This is a genomic window from Paenibacillus jilunlii (genome assembly GCF_900102965.1).
Taxonomy (GTDB): Bacteria; Bacillota; Bacilli; order Paenibacillales; family Paenibacillaceae; genus Paenibacillus_AQ; species Paenibacillus_AQ jilunlii.
This window is the reverse complement of the sequence record NZ_FNGM01000018.1, coordinates 52,850-65,560: the sequence shown is the minus strand read 5'-3', so window position 1 is coordinate 65,560 and position 12,711 is coordinate 52,850. Positions and strand designations below refer to the sequence as shown.

The window sequence follows — 12,711 nt, the reverse complement described above, 5'->3', positions numbered from 1 at the left end:
GATGAAGAACATGAAGAACGCAGTAAGTTTGTCCAGTGCTGTCCGCCGAACCGCAAACGGCAGCAGCGGAGGCGCCAAAGGCCGCACGAAGCGCAAGGCGGGAACCGGAAGTCCCACCAAGCTGTCGCCTTCAGCCATCAATGTCTATATTGCGCCATCGCTTGAAGGCGGAGACGACGAATACAAGAAACTCATCAGCGGGAAGGTTGACAATAACAAACCTTCATTTGCTTAACCGTAAATAGGGCCTCCAGTTCAAGCTGGAGGCCTTTTTTTTGAAATATTACGCCAGAATTTAAATGCTTCACGCTATAAATTATCCTTCTATTTCTCGCTGAAACGGATACCGTCCTAATAAGGACGGCGCAGCCGTTTCTAAGCAGCCGTTTCTTCTTGTTTAGGAAATTATGATTTCTATTTATTGTGGATAAAATGTGTATAAAGTTGGGGATAAGTAGGCACGAATTCAGCGGATTCACTCAAACGGGTGGAAATCAGCCGGATTCTATTGCCTTTTTCCCACTGGCGCTTGTGTAAAAGCAGGTGAGCCGTGCTAGTTGGAAAAAGGGAACTTATTTCTCCCACAAATCAAACATTGTAAGAATGAAGTGGAAAAAGGAAACTTAATTAGGCGATATTACTCCGTTAGGAGCCAAACCAGCAGAATTAGTTAACCTTTTTCCACTTGAAATTTCCGAAGAATTCAAAAAGTTCTCCAGGCAACGCTAAACTGAAATCTATTCAGACAAGGACGGCGTATCCGTTTTGTTCATCTTTCAGAAAGGATACCTTGGGATCCCCGCAAAGTACATGAATAAGCTTCCATGGAAAAGCCCCGCTTTGCGGGCTGGCGGATTCGTCACACAGGAACTGAAAAGGTCAGCGGAAATGCAGCCGCCAGTCCTTTTTGGCCCTCTGCGGTTATAACAACCGCTCTCGTATGCGGGAGCCGGTTCACCCACTGGCGGTCCAGCAAAAGTTGAAGAATTGCAGCTCCCAATGCCCCCGCGAGATGGTAACGTCTTTCGCTCCAGTCCAGGCATTTAGGGGCAAAAGCGCGCCGGCATTTTCTTACCTGGTCCAGATCAATTCCCAGCCTGTTCAAGGCGTGCTCACCCTGGACTGTAACGGCGAAGCCGTCCGCTTCCTCAGCAATAATTCCCTTAAGCAGCAAAGCCTCTGTTAACTGCACCCCGAATTTTCCCGCCAGATGGTCGTAGCAGGTTCTGGCATGACGCATGGCCTGATCCTGTACGGAGTGGCGGAGTGAGCTGACCTTCACCGGGGGCGAGATCGACAGCAGCAGCTCTATTACCTGGGCGATTTCCGGACTGGAGATGCCATAATAACGGTGTCTGCCCTGGGTATGAACGGTGAGTATGCCGCCTTCCGCCATTTTGCCAAGATGGAAGCTGGCGGTTTGGGGTTTGATCCCGGCGGCAGCCGCCAGCGCTGTGGCTGGGTGGAGGCCGCCGTCCATCAATACGGTCAGAATGCTTGCCCGGGACGGTTCTGTGATCAGGGATGCCACTTGGGCAACGGCTGGATTGGCTTGCATGGTATATCCTCCTTCTGCATTCCATACTTCGATGAATATTGTAAGAATTCTATTTTACAATACAATCAATACATTTGCAGAGGAGATATTATGATGAAGAATCCATTTGTGGAACCCCGGCAGGCGGTAACTATACATCCGAAAATTCTGTATTACGGGACACCGGTCATCCTGTTGACGACACTCAATGAGGATTTGACCGTAAACATAAGTCCGATTTCGTCCTCATGGGCTTTGGGGGAGCATATTATCCTGGGTCTGGGGACGGGCGGGAAGGCACTGGAAAACCTGCAGCGGAAGCCTGAATGCGTGATTAATCTGCCTGACGCTTCCCTATGGGAGCAGGTGGAGGGGCTGGCCCGCCTGACAGGAAAAAATCCGGTTCCTGCTGAGAAGAAGGAGGCCGGATTTATATTTGAAAAGGATAAATTTGCTTACTCAGGACTTACGAAGGCCGAATCCACTACAGTACTAACGGCCAGAATTGCTGAATGTCCGATCCAGATTGAAGCGCGGGTGAAACATATCCGTATTCCGGAGGATTCACCGCATTTTGCAATTGTCGAGACGCAAAGCATGCAAGTGCATGTCCATAAGGAACTGGTTGCCGGTGAACATCATATTGATCCGGCCAGCTGGAACCCGCTGATCTATAATTTCCGCCATTACTTTGGCTTGAGCCCAGAGCTTGGGAAGTCCTACCGGTCGGAAACGTAAATATTACGGTGTTCAAAGTCCACGCGCGGGAGAGATGCCGCTGTTCTTCTTCGCAATTTCCCGCCGCACAACCGGAGCTACCTCGGTGGCCAGCAGTTCAATAGCGGCTGCCACCTTGGCATACGGAAGACCGCCGATATCGAGCTGGGTCATGAAGCGGTTATGGCCGAACAGCTCATGCTGGTAGAGAATCTTTTCGACAATCTGCTGCGGGCTGCCGACAGCCAGTGTATTGACAGGCGATACGAAACGGCCAAAATCACTGCGCGAGACACGGTATTCCTGGCCGGGGTGCGGACTGATGGCATTGCGGTAGCTATAATAGTAAGGGTAATATTCATCCAGCGCCTGCTGTGAGGTTTTGGCAATATAACCATGGCTGGTGATAGCGATCTTCAGGTCTGCTGCGGCATGTCCAGCTTCAGCTCCGTTCCGGCGGTAGGTATCGGCAAGGTTCTGGAAGGGCTCCGGACTGCCGCTGAGAATGGCGATCGCCATGCCGACGCCGAGGCTTCCGGCTTGTGCAGCGCTGTCGGCGGAGCCGCCGATGCCGACCCAGAGGGGAAGCTTATGCTGTAAAGGGCGTGGAGCTATTTCCGCATTCTTCAGCGGAGAGCGGAAATTCCCCTGCCAGTTCATCACTTCACGCTGGTTCAGCTGCAGCAGCAGCTCCAGATTCTCGGTAAAAAGCTGCTTGTAGTCCTCCATGTCATACCCGAACAGCGGAAAGGACTCCAGAAAAGCACCCCGGCCGGAAATGATTTCCGCCCGGCCGCCGGACAGCAGGTCCAGGGTGGCGAAATCCTCAAAGACCCGCACAGGGTCGATCGTGCTCAGCACCGTTGTCGCACTGGTCAGCTTGATCCGCCTGGTCACCTGGGAAATGGCGGCCAGCACCACCGGAACGGAGGAAATGATAAAATCCAGCCGGTGATGCTCACCCACCCCAAACACATCAAGCCCCGCTTCATCGGCCAGCTTGGCCGCCTCAATGATCTCTTTCATCCGCTGCTGAGGGCTGATCCGCTGCCCTGTATGGCAGTCAGTTACGATATCCCCTAATGTGTACAGGCCAAATTCAAATTCCGGCACTTGTTCTTTCGTGTGATTGTCCATCTTTTATAACCCCTTGTTATTCAGAATAATACCTCATGATGAGCAGTTTGCCCGTATGCTAGTCCGTAAAGGAGGAATACAAGTTATTGTATCATAACAACTTACAAAATGTAAGTATATGAACGTAAGTTTGTTAATGCGCGGAATGGAAGATTTGCTTAGGTTTAGTGTATTGGATTTTACCGTTTTCATCCACGGGATTTTGGGCAGGGGAGAGAGGAGTGGAAAATTATTGAATTGAGAGGTGTGAGTTATACTGGCTTTAGTGTAAAGTGATATGTATAGCTCATCCATAAGGAGGACTACTTGATGAAAAAATTACAGATCAGAAGGAGGGTCTGGGCTATCACTGCTGGATTAAGCCTGTTGTTTGCGCCGTGCTCCGTACATTCAGCTTGGGCTGATTCGCATACCTCTTACGTAGGAAATAACAGTGATTATGACTGGACCGCTACGACTCCTGTTGTCAAAACGGTCTGGACCCATGCCATGGATGTAAAGGCAGCAGCCGATTATGACACCGTAAATCAGGGATCTGCGGTTGCCGGAGGCGGTAAGGTTTATGTCCTTCAGAAGGGGCAGGCCGTAGCAATCAATGCGCAGACGGGGAAGGTGGCCTGGAAATATGGGGCCAAGCTTCTCGGCCCGCTGCTCTATCAGAAGGGGGTAGTCTATGCCCGCTCACAGGGCGGGACGATATATGCCGTGTATGCCGACACAGGACGGAATAAATGGAGTTCCACTGTCAAAGCCAAAGGCAAGCTGAGCATTGATCAGGACCAGCTGTATGCTGCGGACAGTGATATCATGGCTTTCCGTCTCGGGGACGGCAAATTTCTCTGGAAGGACAACTACAGCGAAACATTATTTTCCCCGCTGGTGTTCCAAGGTAACCTGGTATTTGCCCAGAATTCGTCGTCCGGGGTTTACACGTATATGGTGCTGCATGCCTTTGACCGGACAACAGGCAAACATCTATGGGAAGCGGACAACCAGGCTCTTCCGCTAACGGCGGCGAATGGAACAGTGTTGTCTCAGCGGCTGAGCAATCTGATGGATCTGGTACCCTTGACTACTCTGGACAGCTTGGATGCCAAAACCGGCAAACGGATAAAGACAGTAGAGTATAACCCGAAAAAGATCGACCCGGTCAATCCCGAGCCCGTAAACGGAGTGATCAGCAGCGGGGGCAGGGCCTGGCTTCTCGGCGGTCAGATTTATATCGAGGAAGGGAACAGCTTGTACAGTTATCCTCTGGAGGCCGATCCTTCCAAAGTCAAAGCGGTTAAATACACTGCGTCGTCCAGCGGGTTGTCCCTGGACTACGCCGCAGGTCCATATGACGGAAGAGTGTTTTTCAGCAATGCTCAGGCTGTTTACGGTATAAAGACGGCTAATCAGTCACCGGTGCCGTATCCCTCAGGCGGACAGATTGCCAGATTTGACCTGCTGGGTCACGGCATGTATCTGGCCGAGCCCTCCGGGAAGCTGGTGGCGATTAATCTCCTTACAGCGAAGCCTGTCCTACAGCTGCAAACCTCAGGCCGAGTGTTTGGACCTACCCTGCTGGAGAGCGGAATGATTATTGTGCAGAGCAAAGGGAAGCTGATGGCGTTCAAGGAGCCGGCGGGCCTTAGAATGCAATAAGGAATAGAGTGTAAAATTAATAATCACAACCACTCACATTAAGTTGGGCTGCATTTAAACGGATTAATGGTATCTTTCCAATCAGGTCAAAACTAGTCTGCTATTGCACTTTATGCAGCAGATGATCCATAAATCGGCCGAAAAGCACAATCTATTGTACTCTGTACATTAGAATTCTCTGGATAAGCTGTTTTTGACGCCAAAACCGGTAATCTGTTGCACGAAATACAGCAGAATGCGATTCGACGCACAATATTAAACATTCTATTGCACGAAGTGCAGTCATGCTACAAATCTACTTATTCATAATGAAGACTGCAGATTCAAGTTCAATCTGTAAAGTCCTTATTCCATGAAATTTCGATGCTTAACCTACAAAGGTTGATTGTATTAAAAGTCTGCTTTAACATTGTATACCACTGCAATACGAATTTGAACGGGAGGTATTATGGAACAGCAAGGGATTTGGGCGATAGGAATATTTTTGTTTACATACGGATTGATTATTTCTGAGAAGGTACACCGCACGATTCTGGCGATGCTCGGAGCCCTGATTATGATTGCAGCGGGAATTGTCCCGCAGGAAACAGCGCTTGCGCATATTGATTTCAATACGCTTGGGCTGCTGGCAGGTATGATGATGATGGTAGGGATTACCGCAGAGACGGGCTTGTTCAGCTATGTGGCGGTAAAAGCGGCCAAGCTGGCCAAGGGTGAGCCCAAAAGAATATTGGTGGCTCTAGTGCTGGTTACCGCGCTGGCCTCTGCTTTTCTCGATAATGTGACGACCGTACTGCTGATGGTACCGATCACTTTCAGTATTACAAGGCAGTTGCGAATTAACCCGCTGCCCTTTCTACTGTCGCAGATTATGGCCTCTAACGTGGGCGGAACAGCGACGCTGATAGGAGATCCGCCGAATATTATGATTGGCAGCGCCGTGAAGGAGCTGACGTTCATGGCATTTATCAGCAACCTTACTCCGGTGATCCTGATCATCATCATGACGTATTTGCCGCTGTTTCTGCTCATGTTCCGCAAGCAGCTGAAATCTTCGCCCGAACTGCAGCGGAGTGTGATGGAGATGGACGAGCGGGCGATGATCACTGACCGCAAGCTGCTGCGCAAATGCCTTTGGGTGCTGGGCCTGACGATTCTCGGCTTCTTTCTGCATCAGGCGATTCATTTGGAGTCCGCGACAGTGGCGCTGGCCGGGGCCTTTCTGCTGCTTCTCCTCACCGGAGGAGAGCAGATGCTGCACAAGGCTTTTGCCAGTGTGGAGTGGGTGACGATATTTTTCTTCATCGGTTTGTTCGTGCTCGTATCTGGACTCGTAGAGACCGGCGTGATTGCAGAGCTGGCAGGGCAAGCAATGAAGCTTACCGGCGGGAACCTGGCAGCCAGCTCGATGCTGATTTTATGGCTGAGCGCGATAGCTTCTGCTTTTCTGGACAACATTCCTTTTGTAGCGACCATGATTCCTCTGATTCAGGAGATGGGCAATCTGGGCATTCACAACCTGGAGCCTTTGTGGTGGAGCCTCGCACTTGGAGCATGTCTGGGGGGGAACGGGACGCTGATCGGCGCGAGTGCGAATCTTATAGTTGCAGGCCTTGCGGCAAAAGAAGGATATCCCATCACGTTTATGAGATACTTGAAAGTGGGCTTTCCCTTGATGCTGCTGTCAATAGTAATCTCAAGCCTCTATATCTATCTGCGGTACCTGATCTAATTGTGAATTTTTGTTGACAGAGCTATAGATAGATGATATTTTAAATTTACAAATTCCAATTGATTTACTTTGAATTAAAATATGCCGACTGTTCCAACAGAGGTATCCGTGTTAATCACTGCACGGGACCTCTGTTTTTTTGTTGCAACCCTAGAGAATTTAAGCTGAAGGAGGAACGGGTATGGGAGAAATTTTGCTGTCGATCACACAGCTGAATAAGAGCTTTGGTACGGCAGGGGGTCAGGTGCAGGCGCTGCGGAATGTCGAGCTTCAGGTGCAGGAGGGCGAGTTCATTACGGTCATCGGTCCAAGCGGCTGCGGAAAAAGCACGCTGCTGCGCATCGTTGCCGGCCTCGACACCGGCTATACCGGCAGAGTTACACTGGAGGGGGCGGAGATCGGCGGGCCGGGCATTGATAAAGGGTTTATTTTTCAGGAGCACCGGCTGTTCCCTTGGCTCACTGTCGAGAAGAATATCGCCTCCGATCTGCCGCTCGGGAAACCCGAAATCCGGCGGAAGGTCGATGAGCTGATTGAGCTGGTCAAGCTGAATGGCTTCGAACAAGCCTATCCGCGCGAGCTGTCCGGCGGGATGGCCCAGCGTGTGGCGATTGCCCGGGCGCTGCTGCGAAGTCCTAAAATTCTGCTGCTGGATGAGCCTTTCGGGGCGCTGGACGCGTTCACCCGGGCCCATATGCAGACGGTGCTGCTGGACATCTGGCGGCGGAACCGGACCACGATGATTTTTGTGACCCATGATATTGATGAAGCAGTATTCCTGGGCAACCGTGTGGTCATTCTGGAGCCGCGTCCGGGCCAAATTCGCAGGATTATTCCGGTGGACCTGCCGTATCCGCGTAAAAAAACCACGAATTCTTTTCAGGAGCTCCGGCTCAAGGTGCTGAATGCTTTTGAAAAGGTGGATGAGCTGGAGCTGACAGACGGTGCGGGGATTTAGAAAAACTGGCCTGTCAGCGGGGTGTCAGTACTGCTTGTGAATGTGGAAACAGCGTGTTTCTGCTGCATTATATCCGACTTAACTTACCTGAATATATGTATATTAATGTAGAAGAAGGAGGGAGCACTCATGACCCAAAGGGCCGCGGCGGTGAGCACCGCCGGAAGACCGGGAAAAGCAGCCATTGCCGGACTTGGCCTGCTGCTGCCCGGAAGCATTCTAATTCTCTGGCAGGTACTGGGGCATTACGGAATGATCTCCGGCATGCTGTTTCCGACCCCCTATACGATTGCCGAATCATTCGTAACGCTGTCATCCAGCGGCGATCTATGGAGCAATCTGCGGATCAGCGCGGTCCGTGCATTGTCGGGATTCCTCCTTGGCGGGGGGCTGGGACTTCTGCTGGGGATTCTGGTCGGGCTGTTCCGCAAATCGGAGAAGCTGCTCGATCCTTCGCTGCAAATGATCCGCATGATTCCCAGTCTGGCGGTAGTGCCGCTGTTCATCCTGTGGTTTGGCATAGGGGAGGAATCGAAGGTGCTGCTGATCGCCAAAGGTGCTTTTTTTCCGGTCTATATCAATACGTTCATGGGCATTCGCGGCACTGACAATAAGCTGTTTGAGGTCTCCAAGGTGCTGGGCTTTAGCCGGATTAAGCAAATTATCCGTCTGGTACTGCCGGCGGCGGTGCCAAACATTATGCTCGGTGTGCGTCTGTCACTGGGACTCTCCTGGCTGGGGCTTGTAGTCGCCGAACTGATCGCCTCCACCTCCGGAATCGGCTATATGATGTCGGATGCCCGCCAATTTGCCGATACGCCTGTAGTATTCGTGGGTATTATTGTTTTTGCGGCTGCCGGTTTGCTGAGTGATACGATAGTCCGTCTGATTGAACGGCGTCTGCTTAGATGGCAGGACAGCTATCAAGGATAGGAGGAGATATACACCATGAGTGAAGGAATTGAGGCGATCGTCAAGACAGCCAAGGGGGTAAGGGAAGCCCGGGATTATAGCGGAACAGCTCCCGTAACTGCATATAAGAACGTAAGAACGTCATCGTCCGATAGGAAGAGGCTTTTGTCCGACTTGGGAACCAGCGCAGCCATTCCCGCCGCAGTCATTGCCGTGTGGCAGCTCGCCGGCAGTGCCGGACTGGTCTCACCGGAGTTTCTGCCAACGCCGCTGTCGATTCTCTCTGCTTTTGCTGAACTCACAGTGAGTGGTGAGCTGGCCCATCATCTGGGTGTCAGCATGGGCAGAGCCGGTACCGGTTTTCTTATCGGCGGCATTCTTGGCTTGCTGTTCGGTGTGCTGACGGGTTTGTTCCGCAGTGCGGAATACCTGCTGGACCCCAGCGTTCAGGTGCTGCGGCTGGTTCCCCATTTGGCGGTTGCACCGCTGATTATCCTGTGGTTCGGCTTTGGCGAAGTCTCAAAGATTGTCATTATCATCAGCGGTTCCTTCTTCCCGCTCTACATTAATACCTTTATGGGTATCCGGGGTGTGGACAACAAGCTGTTTGAAGTAGCTAAAGTGCTGGGCTTCAGTCCGGTGCAGAAGCTTAGGAGGCTGATTCTGCCGGCGGCACTGCCCGGCATTCTGCTGGGGCTGCGCCTGTCAATGGCAGTGGCCTGGATTGGACTGGTTGTGGCTGAACTGATTGGCTCACAGTCCGGCGTGGGGTTCCTGATTAATGAAGCGAAGCAGAATTCCAATACAGAGGTTATCTTTGTAGGCATTCTTATTTTCGCGGTAGTCGGCAAGCTGATCGATACTCTTTTCCGTGCCATTGAACGCACATTCCTGCATTGGCGTGACAGCTATCAAGGGTAAGTTAATGAAACCAAGGGGGCTATGACAATGAATCAGGCGGTATTTAAGGGAACGCTCAATCTGACGGCGGATGTGCTGGTTATTGGCGGAGGACCGGCAGGAACCTGGGCGGCACTTACAGCGGCGGCCAAGGGAGCAAGGGTCGTTCTTGCCGATAAAGGGTACTGCGGCTCCAGCGGCGCAACGGCACCTTCGGGTACAGGTGTCTGGTATGTGAAGCCGGATGCGAAGCTGCGTGAGGAGGCGAAGGCCAGCCGCTATACGATGGGCGGCCAGCTGGCCGAACACCGCTGGATGGACCGGGTGCTGGACCGCACCTATGAGAACATGAACAGGCTGGGCGTGTCAGGCTACCCGTTCCCGCTGGATGAGCAGGGCAACCAGTACCGCAGAGGCCTGCAAGGGCCGGAATATATGCGGCTGATGCGCAAGCTGGTGAAGAAGGCGGGCGTAAAAATTCTCGACCACAGCCCGGTGCTGGAGCTGCTGGCTGATGAGCACGGCGTAGCCGGAGCAGCCGGGGTGCAGACCCAGAGCGGAGAGACCTGGAGTGTGCAGGCGGGAGCCGTGGTGATTGCCACGGGCGGCTGCGCTTTCCTCAGCAAGGCACTGGGCTGCAACGTTCTGACCGGCGACGGGTACCTGTTCGCCGCCGAGGCGGGGGCCAGCCTGTCGGGCATGGAGTTCTCCAATGCCTATGCGATCTGCCCCACCTTCTCTTCCGTCACGAAGACGGCGTATTACAGCTACGCCAGCTTCTATTATGAGGACGGCAGTGTAGTAGAGGGAGCCGGTTCCAAGAAGGGGCGCTCCGTCATTGCCCGAAACCTGCTGGCCGGACGGCAGGTCTACGCGAAGCTGGACGGAGCTTCGGAGGAGCTGCAGCCGCTGCTGCGGGTGGCGCAGACGAATTTCTTCCTGCCGTTCGACCGCCGGGGCATCAATCCCTTCAAGGATGCCTTTCCGGTGACGCTGCGGCTGGAAGGCACGGTACGGGGCACCGGCGGCATCCGCATCACGGATGAAGCCTGCGGCACGGGCGTGCCGGGCTTGTATGCCGCAGGAGATGCTGCGACCCGCGAGCTGATCTGCGGCGGCTTTACCGGCGGCGGCAGCCACAATGCCGCCTGGGCCATGTCTTCCGGTTCCTTCGCCGGAGAAGGAGCGGCGGCGTATGCGGCGAGCCTGGGCAGACATGCGGCGGACCGCACGCCTGCCGGGCTGTCTTCTTCGCCGCTGGTTCACCGGCAGGTGCAGCCGGGTGCGGCTGCACGGGCAGCGGAATATACCGCAGCGGTGCAGGCGGAGGTGAAGCCCTACGACATCAACCTGTTCCGCACGGAGCAGGGGCTGAACGCTTCACTGGAGCGGCTGGACGGGCTCTGGAAAGAGCAGCGCAGCAGGGAAATCCAGCGCACGCCCGAAGGTGTACGGGCCCGTGAAGCGGAGGCCATGACGGCGACCGCCCGCTGGATGTACAGCTCCGCGCTGGCGAGAACGGAGACCCGCGGCATGCACAAGAGGGAGGACTACCAAGCAATCGACAACGGCCAGCATCACCGCCTGATTAGCGGCGGACTGGATCAGGTCTGGGTGAGAACAGAGGAAGTAGCGAAGGAGAGTGTACTGTTGTGATTGAAGTCATCAGCGCTGCCAGGTGTGTAGAATGCAACCAATGTGTGTCTGTCTGCCCGACGAATGTGTTCGACCGGGTGGAAGGCGGAGTTCCCGTTATCGCCCGGCAGAGCGATTGCCAGACCTGCTTCATGTGCGAGCTGTACTGCCCTGTAGACGCCCTGTATGTCGCTCCGGATTCCGAAGCGGTTACGGGAGTGACCGAAGAGGAGCTGGAGCAGCAGGGGCTGCTTGGCGGATACCGTGAAAAGGTAGGCTGGGGCAAGGGCAGACAGCCTGTAGCCAGTCATGATTTCATGTATAAGCTGGCCGCCAGAGCCGGATTCTGAGGCATAATCTATTATTCAGCAAAAGATTGAGGGGAGATCACATCTATGAAACAGACGTACAGAGAGACTCAGAGCGGATGGGCTAAGGGGGGCCGCCTCGCGCTTATCGCGGGTGTGGTTATGGTCATGCTGGTGCTGCAGGCCTGCGGGAATAATGCCAACCCGGCAGGAAATTCCAAGGCAGCAGCAGGGAATACTGCCGAGGCAGCGGGTGCAGATGCAGCCGGCAATGTCCCGGCGGTGCTGAATTTTGGTTTTATCGGCTCCAATAAGCTGAACCTGCCGGGCGGCGCGGAGGGCTGGGGCCTCTACAAAGGTATTATTCAGGAAGAGCTTAAGAAGCATGGCATTACCGAAGTGAAGCTCACCGGTTTCCCGAATGGTCCAGACCAGACGGAGTCACTGATCAGCGGCCGCCTGGACTTCGGCAGTCTTGGTGATACCCCGGCAATTATCGCTTATGCTTCCGGGGCCAAGACAAGATTAATCGCTCAAACCTCAGCCCACACCGTAGGCTATTTGATCGGTAAGAAGGATGGCCCCAAGACAGTGAAGGACCTGCAGGGCAAGACCATCGCTATCCAAAAGGGCTCCTTTATGCACCGCTATATAGTCGGCCTGCTGCAGCAGGAGGGAGTAACCGGTTATAAGCTGGTCCATATGCTTACTCCTGATGCCACTGCCGCATTGGCCCGCGGGGATGTGGATGCTACGACCAATACAGGGGTACCTGCGCTGAAGCTGATTGACCAGGGCTACACCCGTCTGGATGATGCCTCAAGCCATCCGGATCTGCTGGGCTCCAGTGCGACTGTGGTATCGGAGGAATATCTGAAGAAATTCCCGGATTTCCCGAAGGTGTGGAATGCGGCCCGTGAGAAGGCGCTGGCTGATCTGAAGCAGCATGAAGATGAGTATTATCAGTTCCTGGCCGAGATCGGCGATACCACACCTGAACTGGTGAAGCAGGTGAGTCCGATCAGCGACATCAAGGATACGCCGTTCACTGAGGGGGGAACAAAGCTGCTTGAAGGCACGAAGAACTTCCTGGTGGAGGAGAAGCTGGCCAAAAAAGATTTCAAGATCAGCGACTGGCAGCTGCAATAAAGGTCTTGTCAGGTCCAGAGATGAAGAAGCTTAGTGAGAAATTTATAAATTTTTGTAACTGCTAAGTACCCTTCAGAAA

12 protein-coding genes are annotated in these 12,711 nt (G+C 53.5%); 10 read left to right on the top strand and 2 right to left on the bottom strand.

What is annotated here, in order from left to right:
* Position 1 precedes the first annotated feature (1 nt).
* A complete protein-coding gene (locus BLQ82_RS24555; RefSeq protein ID WP_025704449.1) occupies positions 2-235 on the top strand; it encodes a hypothetical protein in 234 nt (77 codons plus the stop codon).
* Between the two features lie 624 nt (positions 236-859).
* On the opposite strand, the gene BLQ82_RS24550 is transcribed toward BLQ82_RS24555, so the two are convergent.
* Positions 860-1,558 (bottom strand): ArsR/SmtB family transcription factor, encoded by a 699-nt coding sequence (locus BLQ82_RS24550; protein ID WP_062522847.1) that lies wholly within the window; start codon positions 1,556-1,558, stop codon positions 860-862.
* A 90-nt stretch (positions 1,559-1,648) separates the two neighbouring features.
* Between BLQ82_RS24550 and BLQ82_RS24545 the strand changes: the two genes are divergently transcribed.
* Positions 1,649-2,275: a flavin reductase family protein gene (locus tag BLQ82_RS24545; RefSeq protein WP_244280989.1), complete on the top strand. Its 627-nt coding sequence runs from the start codon at positions 1,649-1,651 to the stop codon at positions 2,273-2,275.
* 12 nt (positions 2,276-2,287) lie between these two features.
* Here BLQ82_RS24545 and BLQ82_RS24540 read toward each other — a convergent pair whose 3' ends face one another.
* On the bottom strand, positions 2,288-3,391 hold the full coding sequence (locus tag BLQ82_RS24540) for an LLM class flavin-dependent oxidoreductase (RefSeq protein ID WP_062522851.1): 1,104 nt from the start codon (positions 3,389-3,391) through the stop codon (positions 2,288-2,290).
* A 309-nt stretch (positions 3,392-3,700) separates the two neighbouring features.
* Between BLQ82_RS24540 and BLQ82_RS24535 the strand changes: the two genes are divergently transcribed.
* The 8 genes from BLQ82_RS24535 to BLQ82_RS24500 all read left to right on the top strand — a co-directional run bounded on the left by BLQ82_RS24535 (position 3,701) and on the right by BLQ82_RS24500 (position 12,632).
* Entirely contained in the window at positions 3,701-5,038 is a 1,338-nt protein-coding gene (locus BLQ82_RS24535; RefSeq protein ID WP_062522853.1) for an outer membrane protein assembly factor BamB family protein, read from the top strand.
* 448 nt (positions 5,039-5,486) lie between these two features.
* Positions 5,487-6,770, top strand: coding sequence for an ArsB/NhaD family transporter (locus tag BLQ82_RS24530; RefSeq protein WP_062522855.1), 1,284 nt, complete (start codon positions 5,487-5,489; stop codon positions 6,768-6,770).
* A 181-nt stretch (positions 6,771-6,951) separates the two neighbouring features.
* Positions 6,952-7,728, top strand: coding sequence for an ABC transporter ATP-binding protein (locus BLQ82_RS24525; protein WP_062522857.1), 777 nt, complete (start codon positions 6,952-6,954; stop codon positions 7,726-7,728).
* A gap of 129 nt (positions 7,729-7,857) precedes the next feature.
* Positions 7,858-8,661: an ABC transporter permease gene (locus BLQ82_RS24520; RefSeq protein ID WP_062522859.1), complete on the top strand. Its 804-nt coding sequence runs from the start codon at positions 7,858-7,860 to the stop codon at positions 8,659-8,661.
* Between the two features lie 15 nt (positions 8,662-8,676).
* Positions 8,677-9,561 (top strand): ABC transporter permease, encoded by an 885-nt coding sequence (locus BLQ82_RS24515; protein ID WP_062522861.1) that lies wholly within the window; start codon positions 8,677-8,679, stop codon positions 9,559-9,561.
* A 27-nt stretch (positions 9,562-9,588) separates the two neighbouring features.
* A complete protein-coding gene (locus BLQ82_RS24510; RefSeq protein WP_074648608.1) occupies positions 9,589-11,196 on the top strand; it encodes an FAD-dependent oxidoreductase in 1,608 nt (535 codons plus the stop codon).
* Entirely contained in the window at positions 11,193-11,525 is a 333-nt protein-coding gene (locus BLQ82_RS24505) for a 4Fe-4S dicluster domain-containing protein (RefSeq protein ID WP_062522865.1), read from the top strand. Before BLQ82_RS24510 ends, BLQ82_RS24505 begins: the two co-directional genes overlap by 4 nt.
* Positions 11,526-11,570: 45 nt before the next feature.
* Positions 11,571-12,632: an ABC transporter substrate-binding protein gene (locus BLQ82_RS24500; protein ID WP_062522867.1), complete on the top strand. Its 1,062-nt coding sequence runs from the start codon at positions 11,571-11,573 to the stop codon at positions 12,630-12,632.
* Positions 12,633-12,711 lie beyond the last annotated feature (79 nt).